Raw genomic sequence first — 14,631 nt, forward strand, 5'->3', positions numbered from 1 at the left:
ACTTAAGGGTTAACGCCGACGAAAATCGCACCTTAAGGAACCAAAATGAAAAGATTCGAACACGAATATCCTTCAAATCGCGCCTCGCGTCACGCAGGAGACCCGGCTTCCGTGAGTGCTTCCCAAGCGTCATCCGCTGCGTTCGAGACCGACTGCGACGTCCTCATCGTCGGCGGTGGCATCAATGGCTGCGGCATTGCGCGTGACCTTGCGGGGCGCGGCTGGCGCGTCATTCTTTGCGAGAAGGACGACCTCGCGGCGCATACCTCATCGTCCTCCACGAAGCTGATCCACGGCGGACTTCGCTACCTGGAGTACTACGAGTTTTCACTGGTGCGCAAGGCGCTGCAGGAGCGCGAGGTGCTGCTCAAGAGCGCGCCGCACATCATGTGGCCGCTGCGCTTCGTGATGCCCCACGACCCGTCGATGCGGCCCGCATGGATGATCCGGATGGGTCTCTTCATGTACGACCACCTCGCCAAACGCGAGGTGCTGCCAGGGTCGCGCACGGTGGACTTGCGAAAGCATCCGGCCGGCCAATCGCTCAAAAACGCGTTCAAACGCGGCTTCGTTTATTCGGATGGCTGGGTCGACGATGCGCGTTTGGTGGTGCTCAACGCGCTGGACGCGCGCGAACGCGGCGCCGACGTTCTGACCCGTACCCGTTGCGTGAGCGCGCAGCGTAGCGCCGACGCATGGACCGCAGTGCTCGAAGGCCCCGAAGGGCGGCGCACCGTGCGCGCTCGCGCGGTCGTCAATGCAGCAGGCCCGTGGGCGGAAACCTTCCTGCGCGGCGTCGCGCGCGCGGCCAGCGGCGAGACGCTCGCCACCCGTCACCTCCGGCTCGTCAAGGGCAGCCACATCATCGTGCCGCGTGTGTTCGCTCACGACCACGCCTACATCTTCCAGAACCCGGACAAGCGGATCATCTTCGCGATCCCTTACCAGGACGACTTCACGCTGATCGGCACCACCGACATCGAGCTCCCGGGCGACGACCCCGGCGCGGCGCGCATCGGCGACGACGAGATCGACTACCTCTGCACGCAGGCCAGCCGCTATTTCGAGAAGCCGATCAAGCCTTCGGACGTGGTCTGGACCTACTCCGGCGTGCGTCCGCTGCTCGACGACGCCTCGGGTGATCCGTCTGCCGTGACGCGCGACTACATGCTCGAATCCAACACGACCGCCGCCCCGCTGCTGTCGGTGTGGGGCGGCAAGATCACCACCTTTCGCAAGCTGGCCGAAGACGCTGCCGACGAAGTCGGTCGCATGCTCGGCGATGCACGCAAGCCGTGGACCGAAGGGGCATTCCTTGCGGGCGGCGATCTCTCGGCATGGATCGGACCGACGAGCCGCACGTCGAGGCCCGATGACGATTTCGGGCGCTTCGTCGTCGAAGTGCAGAAGCGGCATCCGTGGCTCGATGCGGGCCTCGCGCGGCGCCTCGCACGGGCCTATGGCGCACGCATCACCGAAGTGATCGGCGATGCGCGGTCGATGGACGACCTCGGCGCCGAAGTCGCACCCGGCCTGCACGAACGCGAGCTGTACTACCTGCAGAACGAGGAATGGGCGCGCAGCAGTGACGACGTGCTCTGGCGCCGCTCCAAGCTCGGGCTGCACTACACCCGCATCGAGCGCGAACAGGTCAACACGTGGCTGCAAGTCCATGAACCCGACAAAGAGGAGGTCCATGCAGCTGTCACTTGACCGCGTCTCCAAGAAGGTGGGCGCGCAGACCTGGCTCTATCCGCAGAGCATCGCGCCGCGCAGCGGCGCGGTCACCGTCTTGCTTGGTGCCACGCAGGCCGGCAAGACGAGCCTCATGCGGCTCATGGCCGGCCTCGACGCACCCACCGAAGGCAAGGTCTTCGTCGACGGCAACGACGTCACCGGGGTGCCGGTTCGCGAACGCAACGTCGCGATGGTCTACCAGCAGTTCATCAACTATCCCTCGCTCAAGGTTGCCGAGAACATCGGCTCGCCGCTCAAGCTGCGCGGTGAAAAGAACATCGACGTTCGCGTGCGCGAACTGGCCGACAAGCTGCACATCGGCATGTTCCTCGACCGCTATCCCTCGGAGCTTTCTGGCGGGCAACAGCAGCGCGTGGCCCTGGCCCGTGCGTTGGCGAAGAACGCGCCGCTGATGCTGCTCGACGAGCCGCTGGTCAACCTCGACTACAAGCTGCGTGAGGGGCTGCGCGAAGAACTCACGCATCTGTTTGCCAGCGGCGATTCGACCGTGATCTACGCCACCACCGAACCCGGCGAAGCATTGCTGCTCGGCGGCTACACCGCGGTGATGGATGCCGGCGAGTTGCTGCAATACGGCCCGACCGCCGAAGTCTTCCATGCGCCGCAGTCGCTGCGCGTGGCCCGCGCTTTCAGCGATCCGCCCATGAACCTCATGGCCGGCCGCGTGGTGGCCGATGGTGCGCAGGTCGAGGGCGGTCCGCTGCTGCCGCTGGTGCTGCCGCCCGGCGTCGAAGGGCCGGTGACCATCGGCGTTCGCGCCAGCGCTTTCGACGTGAGCGCCGCGGCGGGCGACATGGCGCTGCCCGGCAAGGTGGAACTGGCGGAGATCTCGGGTTCCGACACCTTCGTGCACGTCGAAACGCTGGTCGGCGAAGTGGTCGCGCAACTCACCGGCGTGCATCGCTTCGACCTGGGAGCGGCCATCACGCTCTACTTCAGCGCATCGCAGGCCTATGTGTTCGACGGCAGCGGGCGGCTGGCCGTCGCGCCGGATTGGCGCAAGAGAAAGGGCGGGCACTGACATGGCACGCATCGACCTCGACCTCGCGCACGCCTACCGCCCCAACCCTACGCAGGACAGCGACTATGCGCTGCTCCCGCTGAAGATGAGCTTCCGCGACGGTGGCGCCTACGCCTTGCTCGGTCCGTCGGGCTGCGGCAAGACCACGATGCTCAACATCATCTCGGGCCTGCTGGTGCCTTCGAAGGGCACGGTCAAGTTCAATGGCCGCGATGTCACGCTCGAAACGCCGCAGCAGCGCAACATCGCGCAGGTGTTCCAGTTCCCGGTGATCTACGACACCATGACGGTGGCACAGAACCTCGCGTTTCCGTTGCGCAACCGGAACATGCCGGCCGAGCAGATCCGCAAGCGCGTCGGTGAGGTCGCGGAGATGCTCGACCTGAGCGGCCAGCTCAACCAGCGCGCCGCAGGGCTCGCGGCCGATGCCAAGCAGAAGATCTCGCTGGGTCGCGGCCTCGTGCGAAGCGACGTGTCGGCGGTCCTGTTCGACGAGCCTCTCACGGTCATCGACCCGCATCTCAAGTGGCAGTTGCGGCGCAAGCTCAAGCAGATTCATCGCGAACTCAAGCTCACGCTGATCTACGTCACGCACGATCAAGTCGAGGCGCTCACCTTTGCGGAAGAAGTGGTGGTCATGACGCGCGGCAAGGCGGTGCAGATCGGCACGGCCGAGGCGCTGTTCGAGCGGCCGGCCCACACCTTCGTCGGTCACTTCATCGGATCGCCGGGCATGAACTTCCTGCCGGTGACCTCCAGCGGCGGCATGCTCGACATCGCCGGCGCGCAACTGCCGGCCACGCGGGAGTTGCCCGAAGGCCCGCTCAAGCTAGGCATCCGTCCCGAATACCTCTCGCTGGTCGGTGCCGGCATGCCGGGGGCTGTGCCCGCCGTCATCACCCAATCGCAGGACGTCGGTACGCACGCGATGCTCACCGCCCAGCTTGGCGAGAGCACGTTGAAGGCGCGCCTCGCGCCCGATGCGCCGTTGCCCGATGTCGGCAGCACCGTGTGGCTGCGCGTCGTGGGCGCAAAGAGCTGCTTCTATCGCGACGAGGAGCTTGTGGCATGAATGGCAACAACAAGCCGCTGAATCAAAAGGCCTGGTGGCTCGTGCTGCCGGTGCTTCTCTGCGTGGCCTTCTCGGCCATCGTGCCGTTGATGACCGTCGTCAACTACTCGGTGCAGGACATCATCTCGCCCGAGCGCCGCGTGTTCGTCGGCACCGAATGGTTCGCCTCGGTGATGCGCGACGACGAGCTGCATGCCGCGCTGTGGCGGCAACTGGGCTTCTCGCTCGCAGTGCTGCTGGTCGAGATTCCGCTGGGCATCATGCTCGCGCTCTCGATGCCGGCCACCGGCTGGAAGGCGTCGGCGGTGCTTGTGATCGTCGCGCTCTCGCTGCTGATTCCATGGAACGTGGTCGGCACCATCTGGCAGATCTTCGGGCGCGCGGACATCGGCCTCTTCGGCTACGCGCTGCAGAAGCTCGGCATCGACTACAACTACACCGGCAATGCGCGCCATGCGTGGCTCACCGTGCTGCTGATGGATGTGTGGCACTGGACGCCGCTCGTCGCGCTGCTGTGCTTCGCGGGCCTGCGTGCGATTCCCGATGCCTACTACCAGGCCGCGCGCATCGACGGCGCGAGCAAGTTCGCCGTCTTCCGCTACATCCAGCTGCCGAAGATGCGCGGCGTGCTCGTCATCGCGGTGCTGCTGCGCTTCATGGACAGCTTCATGATCTACACCGAGCCCTTCGTCCTCACGGGCGGCGGGCCCGGCAACGCGACGACCTTCCTGAGCCAGTACCTCACGCAGAAGGCAGTGGGGCAGTTCGATCTCGGCCCCGCTGCGGCCTTCTCGCTGATCTACTTCCTGATCATCCTGCTGCTGTGCTTCGTGCTCTACAACTGGATGCTGCGTGTCGGCACGCAGGATCTGGAAGGAGAAGAAAAATGAACGAAGACCGCTTCCAGAAGCGCACCTTGTTCATGGTGCTCTATCTCATCTTCGCCCTGTTGCCCATCTACTGGATGATCAACATGAGCTTCAAGACGAACGAAGAGATCCTGTCGAGCTTCTCGATCATTCCGCAGACGTTTACCTGGGACAACTACCGGCGCATCTTCACCGACGAGTCCTGGTACTCGGGCTACATCAACAGCCTGATCTACGTCGTCATCAACACCGTCATCTCGCTGTGCGTGGCGTTGCCGGCTGCGTACGCGTTCTCGCGCTATTCATTCCTCGGCGACAAGCATGTCTTCTTCTGGCTGCTGACCAACCGCATGACGCCGCCGGCGGTCTTCCTGCTGCCGTTCTTCCAGCTCTATTCGACCGTAGGGCTGATGGACACGCACATCGGCGTCGCGCTCGCGCACCTGCTGTTCAACGTGCCGCTTGCGGTGTGGATCCTTGAAGGCTTCATGAGCGGCATCCCGCGCGAGATCGACGAGACCGCGTACATCGATGGCTACTCGTTTCCGCGCTTCTTCCTCACCATCTTCCTGCCGCTGATCAAGGCCGGCGTTGGCGTCGCGGCGTTCTTCTGCTTCATGTTCAGCTGGGTCGAACTGCTGCTTGCGCGAACGCTCACCAGCGTCAACGCGAAGCCCATCGTCGCGACGATGACCCGCACTGTCAGTGCTTCCGGCATGGACTGGGCCACGCTCGCCGCGGCGGGCGTCCTCACCATCGTGCCGGGAGCGATCGTGATCTGGTTCGTGCGTCACTACATCGCGAAGGGCTTCGCGATGGGGAGGGTCTGATCATGTTCGACTGGATGGTGTGGACTACACCGGTGGCGATCTTCTTCACCTGCGTGGTGCTGGCGCTCGTCGGCATGACCGTTTGGGAAATCAAGTCGCCCACCACGATGCGCCGCGGCTGGCTGCCGCTCGAAACCACGCGTGGCGACCGCCTCTTCATCGGGCTACTCACCGCGGCCTACATCAACCTCGTGTTCGTCGGCATCGCCGGCAAGCTGCAAGAGTGGCTGAGCCTCGATGCCGAGCCGTCGATCTGGATCAGCTTCGTCCTTTCGATGCTCGTCCTCATGCTGATCATGCGAAAGGGCTGAAAGCTTTCAAACCGGACCGGCTCTTCGCTTTCCCGGAGCCGGGTCCGCACAACAGCGGGAAGCGCCACTCAGGAGACATGTATGAAGTTTCGCTACACAGCGTTGGCAGTAGCCGCAGCGTCGCTGGCCATGCACAGCGCCTGGGCCGGGGAGGCGGAAGCGAAGAAGTGGATCGACAGCGAGTTCCAGCCATCGAGTCTCAGCAAGGATCAGCAGGCAGCCGAGATGAAGTGGTTCATCGACACCGCGAAGAAGCTTCAGGACAAGGGCGTGAAGGAAATCTCGGTCGTCTCCGAGACCATCACCACGCACGAATACGAATCGAAGACCCTCACCAAGGCCTTCGAGGAAATCACGGGCATCAAGGTCAAGCACGACATCATTCAGGAAGGCGACGTCGTCGAGAAGCTGCAGACGTCGATGCAGTCGGGCAAGTCCATCTATGACGGCTGGATCTCCGATTCGGACCTCATCGGCACCCACTACCGTTACGGCAAGATCATGTCGCTCACCGAGTACATGGCCGGCTCCGGCAAGGAGTGGACCAATCCTGGCCTCGACGTGAAGGACTTCATCGGCACGAGCTTTACGACCGCGCCTGACGGACAGCTCTACCAGCTGCCCGACCAGCAGTTCGCGAACCTCTACTGGTTCCGCGCCGACCTCTTCGCGCGGCAAGACCTGAAGGACAAGTTCAAGGCCAAGTACGGCTACGACCTCGGCGTGCCCCTCAACTGGAGCGCGTATGAAGACATCGCCGAGTTCTTCACCAACGATGTGAAGACCATCGACGGCAAGCCCATCTACGGCCACATGGACTACGGCAAGAAAGACCCGTCCCTCGGCTGGCGCTTTACCGATGCATGGCTCTCGATGGCCGGGTCCGCCGACATCGGCATCCCCAACGGCATGCCGGTGGACGAATGGGGCATCAAGGTTGCCGCTGACAAGTGCACGCCCGTCGGCGCGAGCGTGGCGCGCGGCGGCGCAACCAACTCCCCTGCGGCCGTCTACGCGCTCACCAAGTACGTGGACTGGATGAAGAAATACGCGCCCAAGGAAGCCACCGGCATGACGTTCGGCGAAGCCGGCCCCGTGCCTGCGCAAGGCCAGATCGCGCAGCAGATCTTCTGGTACACGGCCTTCACGGCGGACATGACCAAGCCCGGCCTGCCGGTCGTCAACGCCGATGGCTCTCCCAAGTGGCGCATGGCGCCCGGCCCCAACGGCCCGTACTGGAAGCAGGGCATGCAGAACGGCTACCAGGACGTCGGCTCATGGACCTTCTTCAAGGCGCACGATCCGAACAAGACCGCAGCCGCGTGGCTCTATGCGCAGTTTGTGACATCGAAGACCGTCTCAGCCAAGAAGAGCGTCGTCGGCCTGACCTTCATCCGCGAAAGCGACATCCGGCACGAGTACTTCACCAAGAACGCCGACAAGTACGGCGGGCTGATCGAGTTCTACCGCAGCCCTGCGCGCGTGGCCTGGACGCCGACCGGCACCAACGTGCCCGACTACCCGAAGCTCGCGCAGCTCTGGTGGAAGAACGTCGCCGAAGCCGTGACCGGCGAGAAGACCCCGCAGAAGGCGATGGACAACCTCGCGGATGAAATGGACCAGGTGATGGCGCGGCTGGAACGCGCCGGCATGGCGAAGTGCGCGCCCAAGCTCGCGGCGAAGGGCGACCCGGCGAAGATGCTAAGTAGCGAGCATGCGCCGTGGAAGAAGCTGGACAACGAGAAGCCGAAGGGCGAGACCATCGACTACAACAAGCTGTTGACGGCCTGGAGGGATGGGAAGGTGCGCTGAGGACGTCAGCGCTGGTTGGTGATTGAAGGGCGCGCGCAGGGCATGAGGCCTTGCGCGCGTTTTTCTTTTTAGCGCGCTCGCATGTCTGCGAGCGTTGCCTTTACTGTTTGCACGCGATGCTTGAAGTCGGCATCTAGCGTCATCAATACGCGCTTTTCGCGCGGGGATAGGACGTAGTCACTGCCGCGCACGACTCGGACTTCTTCGACGACGTCGTGGAAGCAGGAGACGGCTTGGTAGGCCTCGCGCATGGCTTTCATTTCGCTGAAGGCTCGGATTGCGAGGGACAACAGATCGTCTTCGGGTTTGTGGGATGGGTTGTCCCTCGAAGGGGGATCGTCTAGGGGGCGCGCGTGCGCGCAAGTAGGGTGTGCCATGAATGGCTCCTTGAAGGGGTGCGATTTACAAAAACCGCCGCCTTCGCTGTCAGTCGATGGCGGCAGCTCGAACGGGTTGACAGACCGGGCACCCCTTGCGAGAACCGGCAGGGCGTAAGCCCTCCCGTCCGAGCCGCCTAAAAAAGCGAACGCGAACGAAAAAGCCGCAGGTCCTGCGAAGAGTCCTGCGGCTTTCGCCGCAGGGGTGCTTTGGGCTGTCAAACCCCATCACGCCTACCGAGCGTGACGGGTGGAGTATAGGAGGATGAATCGGAGGGCAGGCGGCAGTGTTATCCGCCAGTCTGGGCGTCATTAGGCACCGGCGGCACAGCCATCTGTTTTCCCTACTCAGGAGCATCCCAGATGATGCCTTTCATAAACGAACTCGGAGCAGTGAGATATCCCACTTTTTGGATCAAAGCTATATCAACAGCCGAAACATTGAATCCCGGATTCTTCTCGGAAAAATAACGCACGTCGCGTGCCCTATTGAAATCCTGGAGAGTAATCCGACCGCTATCATAGAAGAGACTTCCGATGTAGGTGACTCTGCCTCCTACCACTTCAAAGGTAAACAAAGGAGCACCCGTCGTCTGGAAATAGGGATTTGCCCCCCAAGGTATCAAATAATACTTTCCAGGGGGCAACGTGAGCGAGCGGACGCGGCCATAGGATTCTTTGAAATGTGATTCAAGAGGGTAAGAAAAGGAGATTATTACTTTGTCGTACCATTTTTTACTGATTCCGTTCACCAAACGAATGCTCACGGGAAAGGCTATGCTTGTGTTGACGCTGCCTGTAGAGAAAAGCACAATTCCTTTGTCTTCCGGTACTCTTTGGAGATTGGCGGCGACATCCTTTCCAACGGTCGTGCACCCGCAGAGCAATGCGGTCACGAGGAATAGGGCGAGTCGAATTGATTTCATTTTTCAGTTTGCATAGAAAAGTGACCAGTCGTGGCCGAATTGGATCGCCGCCGATTGACCGGTTCTGGCGCGCGTTTCCGCCGAAACCTACTGCCGATATTTTTTCGGGATGGGGTGCATCCGGCAGTCGAACGGCCCGTCTGCTCCACTTCCGCGAATGCGCGTTTCAAAGAACTGCCGTTTCGAGCGGGCCGCTTGGAGGCCTTGCACTGTTGCAGCGTCGATTTCGCAGTAGTGGTAGGGTCGTCCTGAGCTGAATGACCATGTAGCGCTGAGCTTTGTCATAGCAAATGCGCGACATGTCGCTGCCCTCCTTGACGTCGGTGCATGCAAAGGCGTCGAGCGGAACGCTTCCGTGATATTTGACTTGAACGATTTCTGCTGTCGCGAGTTGGCATATCCAGAATAGCGCCGAGAAGATAGTGATTCGCAAACCCACCTCCAATGCAGTTAACACCGTGGCCGCGAGCAATCACTCGCGATGCGATACAGCATCACGCTCGAGCCTCTCCACGTCACGGGATAGATGCTCGCGCCTTTCGCGCCTTCTTCGTTGTGGCGTTGAAGAATCGAAGCAGCATCCGGTGGTGAGACGTCTGGCAGCTTGTAATAGAAGAACGTCGCATCTCGTGAAACGTCCTTCGCATAGACTCTTTTGCTGCCCTCGTTGTCGAGAGGCATCTGAAGTATTTGGACGAAACCGAGCGCCCCTTGGGCATTCAGCTCGTCGATGTAGCCTTGCAGCCTCAATTCAACTGGTAAGAGAAATTTGTCCAAGTGAAACGCCCGGTGCGGCCGCATCAAAGCTGGCGGAGAGCGTAGAGGGGTCATTTAACGGCGACTTAAAAGAATTACCACCCGCAAAACCAACGGCGGGGGCAATCGAAGGTCCGGCGATAAACTGCCTTCTTTGTCACCGGCAGAGCCGTGTAGGCCAGAGCTCCCGTTGCACCCATTTTGTTGTAGATTGCAACGCGCTCCTCTGGAGTCATGGTCTCTGGCTGATCCACAACTTCATACGTGTAGCGGGCATTCTGGGTAATGTCGCGAACGTAGTAACCATTGAAAAGCGGCTTAAAGCCCGCAGCGCCGTATGCGCTTATTTTCTGAAAATACTCGTCGTCGCCTACAGGATGATCTGTAGCCCACTCCGTAAAATCACAGGATGCAGGGTTCGCCTCGACCCTTCTTCTGAGCTTCAAGGTGTACCCATTCATATCGATGACAGAACAAAACCCGTTCACGCCGGCCGCATTCATCCGCGCCACAAATTGGTCTAGCGGCTGAATATCTACCAAAGTGGTCTCGTACACGAATGTCTCACTAACAACGGGCCTTCTGAACACTACCGGCCCGGTTCCGTCGAATGCGGCAGAAACTATTTCCGTTTGACTGTCGATGCTGTTCATCTCAGTTCTGGAACCAAGCCAGTAGGTGTAGGCAACCCCGGGGTCGGCCTTAACGTATATCGGGCTTTGTAGCGGTAGGTATTCATAGCCAATTAATTCTGGCGTCGCTAAGGCAGCCAAGACCTTTCGGGCCACGTCGGGATCGAAGTAATTTGCAAGCGGCCCGATCTTGAATGAGTACCTAGTGAACGCCCCTGGGCCCGGATTTGAACCCGGCCCTACGGATTCAGTTGGCGTCGTGCTACCTGATGGACCACCGCCTGAAGAGGCGGTTGAATCGGTTGTAAGGCTTGATTGCGCACCATTCGAAGCGGCACTTGTCTGGCCCTGACTGGCGGCACTGGATGGCGCCGAAACAGGCACTCCCCCGCCGCCACCACCGCAGGCAGTCAATATCAAGGCTGCCGCGCAACTCGCGAGCGCCCCACGGACAGGCGCATGACTTGTCCCGTCCAACGGGGACGACAACTCTCCTCTTTCCATCTCCGACCCTCATCCATTATTAGTTACAAAAAATGTAACACTGAAGTGGTCAGTCGAGGGTCAGTTTGGCAATGAATATGCCTAGGAAGAACACCAATCAGGCGGCCCGCGCGGCGAGCAGGTCGACGTACGCGATATCGACCAATTGCGATGCGTTGATGTCGAGGTGCTTCATGATCTTCTCGGCCTCCCTGACACCAACATCGAGCGAGTCGTCATCGGCTAAGACCACCTCCAGTTCGACAAAGTCACCGAGGCCTTCAACCTTATCGAGATGAATTCTGGTCCGGCCCGCGATGAAGAGCCTACGTTGCTTCACAACGCGACCCGACACCCCATATGCCAGCGACAACGATTCGCGCAGAGTGCCCGGCTCGGCGGTCACCGACCGCACATAAAAGGATTCCTTCGGCCCGGCTTGATTTGCGCGCCGATAGAAGATGAGCTCGCCCTTGTCTGGCGAGAACTGCCGCAACTTGAGGCGTCCTGCGTCGCAGTGAAAGAAGGTGTCGTCCTGGCTGATTTCCGTGGGGCCTTGATCCGCAATGGCCGCGGCCAGCGAAGCAAGCGCTTCGATGTCAGGAATCCTGGCTTTGATTTCGATGTTTCGAGCCATCAGGCGAACGCTGGCAGTTGTCGATGCGGGATGCTAGCGGGCCGGTCCTAGAAGACTCTCTCTTCAATCGAACGCAATGGCCGCGCCGAGCTGCTTCCTCGTCTCCTGGATCGCATCAAGGTGTGCATCCTCAAACGCCTTCATCGTCATCCGCTCGGCCCGCACCGACAGGCTCAACGCGGCGACCGCCTTGCCGGAAGCGTTCGGAATGGGCACCGCGATCGAGCGGACGCCTAGCTCCAACTCTTCATCGCATTCGGCCCAACCAGTGGAGCGGCAGCGCGCCACGCTCTCTGCCGCAGATGCGATGTCCGGCACGGTCCGCGGCGTCCACTGCTCATACGAAGCGTTGGCGAGGTAGCTCATGACCTCCTCCTGCGGGAGCGTCGACAAGATCGCGCGGCCAATGGAAGAGCAGTAAATCGGCAAGCGGGAGCCGATGGCAAGGCCGGTGGAAAGCGTGCGCCTTCCGGTGGACCGGGCAATGATCAGCACTTCGTTGTCGAGGAGTATTCCCAACGAGGCCGACTGGCGGGTGCGCTCGGCCAGCGCATCCAGTATGGGCTGCGCCAGTTGTGGTGCAGGCCGCGACACGAGGTATGGCCTTGCCAGCAGCAGCGTGCGGGGCGACACCCAGAATCGCTTGCCGTCGCTGTGCAGGTAGTCGAGCGCCTCCAGCGTCATGAGAAACCGCCGCGCCGTCGCCGGGGAATAGCCCGTGAGGCGGGCCACTTCGGCCAGGGTCAGCTTGGAGTGCTTGCGTTCAAAGCACAGCAAGACCTTCAGGCCCTTGTCCAGGGAAGCAACGAAGTCTCGGGAGTGCAATCGGTGCTCGTCTGACATCGGCCGATTATTGCGCAATGCGAAGTATTGTGTTGCCTCAAGACTTGTTCATCTTCAAAATTCGCGGATTCGATTCACATTGGATTGAATCCGAATGACGAAAAGAATTCGCTTTTCGACCAACGTTTTTGAATATCTGAACAATGATGATGAAGAGACGAGAAATTCTGGGCCTTGCAGGTTTGTTGGCCACTCCGCTTGTTTCATTTGCGAATGATTACCCGCGGATGACGATCAATCTGGTGACGCCTCTTGCTTCGGGCGACGCTGCCGATACGGCCGCGCGGCTAATGGCGCAGGAATTGTCGAAATTGCTGGGGCAGGCGGTTGTGGTCGTGAATCGACCGGGAGCGGGCGGATCGCTGGGCACGCAATCCGTCATTCACGCGCCGAAGGACGGCTACACGATGCTGTATGCGCAAAACAGCCCGTTGACGATCCGGCGTGTGACTGATCCTGACAGCGCCAACTACGACCCATTGAAAGACCTGACTCCACTGGCATTGGCGACGAGGAGCCCGTCTGTACTGGTGGTACGCAAGGACGCTCCGTTCAAGACCTTTCAGGAGATGGTGGAGTACGCGCGCAAGAACCCCGGCGCGGTTCGTATCGGAAATGCGGGGCCCGGCTCCGTGGGCGACGTCAGCGTGCAGTTGATCAGCGCCGCCACGGACAGCCAGATGATTTCGGTGAGCTACAAGGGCGCTGCCCCGGCCATCACCGATCTGCTCGGCGGCCACATCGACGCCGTCATTCTTGCGCTGGGCGCCGTGAGCGCGCATATGCGCAGCGGTTCATTGCGCGGCTTGGCTATTTCTTCGAAATTTCCGGAATTTCCCGATATTCCGACGTTGGGGCAGCTGGGATTCAAGCAGGAAATTCAAGGGGTGTGGTTCGGTTTGTTCATGCCGGCGGGTGTTCCGAAAAACGTGGTGGATACCGTATTGCCGGCGTTGGAAAAAGTGGTTCGCAATCCGGATATTGCGGCGAAGCTTCAGCCGATGGGAATCATGCAGGAATGGAACCCTGCCGCAAAATTGGCGGAAGAAATTTCCAGCGAATACAGCTCCGTCAAAAAAGTGCTCGCATCTGCAGAAAAGAAGAAGTCTTAAAGGAAATTTTCATGGCACAGAATATTCATGTGGCAATCGTGGGAGGCGGCATCGGCGGTCTGGCTGCGGCCAATGCCTTGTTGCATCGCGGTATCAGCGTGGCGGTCTACGAGCAGGCGGGCGCACTGGGAGAAGTCGGCGCAGGCGTCTTCATCTATCCCAACAGCTTGAGGCAGCTCGAGCGAATTGGCTTGGGCGACGCTTTGGCCCGAGTGGGCGCAAAAGTCGGTAGCGGCTCGGAGTACTGCCGCATGGACGGTTCGGTCGTCGGCAAGATCCTGACCACCGACTCCAGCGGCTGGAACGGGATGTACGGCATGCATCGCGCCGATCTGTTGAATGCGCTTGCGGATGCACTGCCAGCCTCGTCGATCCACACCGGCCACCGCTGCGTCGGGTTCAGTCAAGACGAAAACGGCGCCCGCCTGACATTCGAGAACGGCAATGTGGCCGAGGCCGATGTCGTGGTCGCCGCGGATGGCATCAACTCCGTCCTGCAAAGGTATGTCGTGGAGCCGTCGGCGCCCGAGTACTCCGGTTTTCGCGCCTATCGCGGATTGATCTCGGCAGACAAGGTGCCGCAATGGAAGCGCGAAGCGCATCAGGTCTGGATGGGCGACGGCAAGCATTTCATGGTGTTCCCGGTCCGGCGCGGCGAGTTGCTGAATTACGTGGGCTTCGTTCCCACGAACAACGAGACGGTGGAGTCATGGTCGGCGATCGGGGACCGGGACGAACTGGCAGCGTCTTTCGCCGGCTGGGATCCGCGAGTTACCGGACTGCTGGACAAGGTTGAAAGCTGCTTCTGGTGGGGCCTCTATGACCGCAAGCCGCTCGCGAAATGGACGAATGGCCGACTGACGCTGCTCGGCGATGCCGCACACCCCATGCTCCCGCATCTGGGTCAGGGCGCCAATCAAGCGATCGAAGACGGAACGGCGCTTGCCGTGCTCTTGCAGCAATGCGGCACGAGCGGTGATATCAGCGAGGCGCTGCAGAAATACGAAGCCTTCAGGCACCCGCGGACTTCGCTCGTGCAGTCCGAAGCCCGGAAGAACGGTCTGCGCTATGACTCCAAATACAAGGATCTGGCGCAGCGCGACAAAGAAATCGCCAACTCCGCGGTGTTTCGCAAGTCGCTCTACGACTACGACATCGAGAAAGAGGCAATCGATCTTCACGTTTAGGCAGC

At 60.8% G+C, this 14,631-nt stretch carries 16 protein-coding genes; 9 read left to right on the forward strand and 7 right to left on the reverse strand.

Annotated features, from left to right (window positions below; all coding sequences use genetic code 11):
• Positions 1–45 precede the first annotated feature (45 nt).
• The 7 genes from glpD (at position 46) to FHW64_RS11655 (ending at position 7,673) form a co-directional block, all read left to right on the forward strand.
• Positions 46–1,713 (forward strand): glycerol-3-phosphate dehydrogenase, encoded by a 1,668-nt coding sequence (glpD, locus tag FHW64_RS11625; protein WP_184526148.1) that lies wholly within the window; start codon positions 46–48, stop codon positions 1,711–1,713.
• Positions 1,697–2,779: an ABC transporter ATP-binding protein gene (locus FHW64_RS11630; RefSeq protein ID WP_184526150.1), complete on the forward strand. Its 1,083-nt coding sequence runs from the start codon at positions 1,697–1,699 to the stop codon at positions 2,777–2,779. Before glpD ends, FHW64_RS11630 begins: the two co-directional genes overlap by 17 nt.
• A 1-nt stretch (position 2,780) precedes the next feature.
• Entirely contained in the window at positions 2,781–3,851 is a 1,071-nt protein-coding gene (locus tag FHW64_RS11635; protein ID WP_184526152.1) for an ABC transporter ATP-binding protein, read from the forward strand.
• The gene (locus FHW64_RS11640) at positions 3,848–4,741 is read left to right on the forward strand and encodes a carbohydrate ABC transporter permease (RefSeq protein WP_184526154.1); all 894 of its coding nucleotides are present in this window, start codon (positions 3,848–3,850) and stop codon (positions 4,739–4,741) included. The genes FHW64_RS11635 and FHW64_RS11640 overlap by 4 nt, the downstream gene beginning before the upstream one ends.
• Complete coding sequence (locus tag FHW64_RS11645) at positions 4,738–5,550, forward strand: carbohydrate ABC transporter permease (RefSeq protein ID WP_184526156.1); 813 nt, start codon at positions 4,738–4,740, stop codon at positions 5,548–5,550. The genes FHW64_RS11640 and FHW64_RS11645 overlap by 4 nt, the downstream gene beginning before the upstream one ends.
• A 2-nt stretch (positions 5,551–5,552) precedes the next feature.
• Complete coding sequence (locus FHW64_RS11650) at positions 5,553–5,861, forward strand: DUF2160 domain-containing protein (RefSeq protein ID WP_184526158.1); 309 nt, start codon at positions 5,553–5,555, stop codon at positions 5,859–5,861.
• Between the two features lie 81 nt (positions 5,862–5,942).
• A complete protein-coding gene (locus tag FHW64_RS11655; RefSeq protein ID WP_184526159.1) occupies positions 5,943–7,673 on the forward strand; it encodes an ABC transporter substrate-binding protein in 1,731 nt (576 codons plus the stop codon).
• Between the two features lie 68 nt (positions 7,674–7,741).
• Here FHW64_RS11655 and FHW64_RS11660 read toward each other — a convergent pair whose 3' ends face one another.
• The 7 genes from FHW64_RS11660 to FHW64_RS11690 all read right to left on the reverse strand — a co-directional run bounded on the left by FHW64_RS11660 (position 7,742) and on the right by FHW64_RS11690 (position 12,327).
• The gene (locus tag FHW64_RS11660) at positions 7,742–7,963 is read right to left on the reverse strand and encodes a hypothetical protein (RefSeq protein ID WP_184526161.1); all 222 of its coding nucleotides are present in this window, start codon (positions 7,961–7,963) and stop codon (positions 7,742–7,744) included.
• A gap of 431 nt (positions 7,964–8,394) precedes the next feature.
• Positions 8,395–8,976 (reverse strand): hypothetical protein, encoded by a 582-nt coding sequence (locus tag FHW64_RS11665; protein WP_184526163.1) that lies wholly within the window; start codon positions 8,974–8,976, stop codon positions 8,395–8,397.
• Between the two features lie 87 nt (positions 8,977–9,063).
• Positions 9,064–9,261 (reverse strand): KTSC domain-containing protein, encoded by a 198-nt coding sequence (locus FHW64_RS34385; protein ID WP_260303743.1) that lies wholly within the window; start codon positions 9,259–9,261, stop codon positions 9,064–9,066.
• 165 nt (positions 9,262–9,426) lie between these two features.
• On the reverse strand, positions 9,427–9,753 hold the full coding sequence (locus FHW64_RS11675; RefSeq protein ID WP_184526165.1) for a hypothetical protein: 327 nt from the start codon (positions 9,751–9,753) through the stop codon (positions 9,427–9,429).
• A gap of 74 nt (positions 9,754–9,827) precedes the next feature.
• Positions 9,828–10,520, reverse strand: a complete 693-nt coding sequence (locus FHW64_RS11680; RefSeq protein ID WP_184526167.1) for a hypothetical protein — start codon at positions 10,518–10,520, stop codon at positions 9,828–9,830.
• Positions 10,521–10,965: 445 nt separating this feature from the next.
• On the reverse strand, positions 10,966–11,484 hold the full coding sequence (locus FHW64_RS11685; RefSeq protein ID WP_184526169.1) for a class IV adenylate cyclase: 519 nt from the start codon (positions 11,482–11,484) through the stop codon (positions 10,966–10,968).
• A gap of 63 nt (positions 11,485–11,547) precedes the next feature.
• Entirely contained in the window at positions 11,548–12,327 is a 780-nt protein-coding gene (locus FHW64_RS11690; RefSeq protein WP_184526170.1) for an IclR family transcriptional regulator C-terminal domain-containing protein, read from the reverse strand.
• A 227-nt stretch (positions 12,328–12,554) separates the two neighbouring features.
• On the opposite strand from FHW64_RS11690, the gene FHW64_RS11695 reads away from it, so the two are divergent.
• Positions 12,555–13,439, forward strand: coding sequence for a tripartite tricarboxylate transporter substrate binding protein (locus FHW64_RS11695; RefSeq protein WP_221220704.1), 885 nt, complete (start codon positions 12,555–12,557; stop codon positions 13,437–13,439).
• Positions 13,346–14,626, forward strand: coding sequence for an FAD-dependent monooxygenase (locus FHW64_RS11700; protein WP_221210259.1), 1,281 nt, complete (start codon positions 13,346–13,348; stop codon positions 14,624–14,626). The genes FHW64_RS11695 and FHW64_RS11700 overlap by 94 nt, the downstream gene beginning before the upstream one ends.
• Positions 14,627–14,631: the final 5 nt, after the last annotated feature.

Origin of the sequence: Variovorax sp. Sphag1AA, from assembly GCF_014192575.1 — a bacterium.
In the GTDB taxonomy this organism is placed as follows: domain Bacteria; phylum Pseudomonadota; class Gammaproteobacteria; order Burkholderiales; family Burkholderiaceae_C; genus Variovorax.

Coding starts and splice junctions, on each gene's coding strand:
- glpD (WP_184526148.1), top strand. CDS start 46: ATGAAAAGATTCGAACACGAATATCCTTCAAATCGCGCCTCGCGTCAC.
- FHW64_RS11630 (WP_184526150.1), top strand. CDS start 1,697: ATGCAGCTGTCACTTGACCGCGTCTCCAAGAAGGTGGGCGCGCAGACC.
- FHW64_RS11635 (WP_184526152.1), top strand. CDS start 2,781: ATGGCACGCATCGACCTCGACCTCGCGCACGCCTACCGCCCCAACCCT.
- FHW64_RS11640 (WP_184526154.1), top strand. CDS start 3,848: ATGAATGGCAACAACAAGCCGCTGAATCAAAAGGCCTGGTGGCTCGTG.
- FHW64_RS11645 (WP_184526156.1), top strand. CDS start 4,738: ATGAACGAAGACCGCTTCCAGAAGCGCACCTTGTTCATGGTGCTCTAT.
- FHW64_RS11650 (WP_184526158.1), top strand. CDS start 5,553: ATGTTCGACTGGATGGTGTGGACTACACCGGTGGCGATCTTCTTCACC.
- FHW64_RS11655 (WP_184526159.1), top strand. CDS start 5,943: ATGAAGTTTCGCTACACAGCGTTGGCAGTAGCCGCAGCGTCGCTGGCC.
- FHW64_RS11665 (WP_184526163.1), bottom strand. CDS start 8,976: ATGAAATCAATTCGACTCGCCCTATTCCTCGTGACCGCATTGCTCTGC.
- FHW64_RS34385 (WP_260303743.1), bottom strand. CDS start 9,261: ATGACAAAGCTCAGCGCTACATGGTCATTCAGCTCAGGACGACCCTAC.
- FHW64_RS11685 (WP_184526169.1), bottom strand. CDS start 11,484: ATGGCTCGAAACATCGAAATCAAAGCCAGGATTCCTGACATCGAAGCG.
- FHW64_RS11690 (WP_184526170.1), bottom strand. CDS start 12,327: ATGTCAGACGAGCACCGATTGCACTCCCGAGACTTCGTTGCTTCCCTG.
- FHW64_RS11695 (WP_221220704.1), top strand. CDS start 12,555: ATGACGATCAATCTGGTGACGCCTCTTGCTTCGGGCGACGCTGCCGAT.
- FHW64_RS11700 (WP_221210259.1), top strand. CDS start 13,346: ATGGAACCCTGCCGCAAAATTGGCGGAAGAAATTTCCAGCGAATACAG.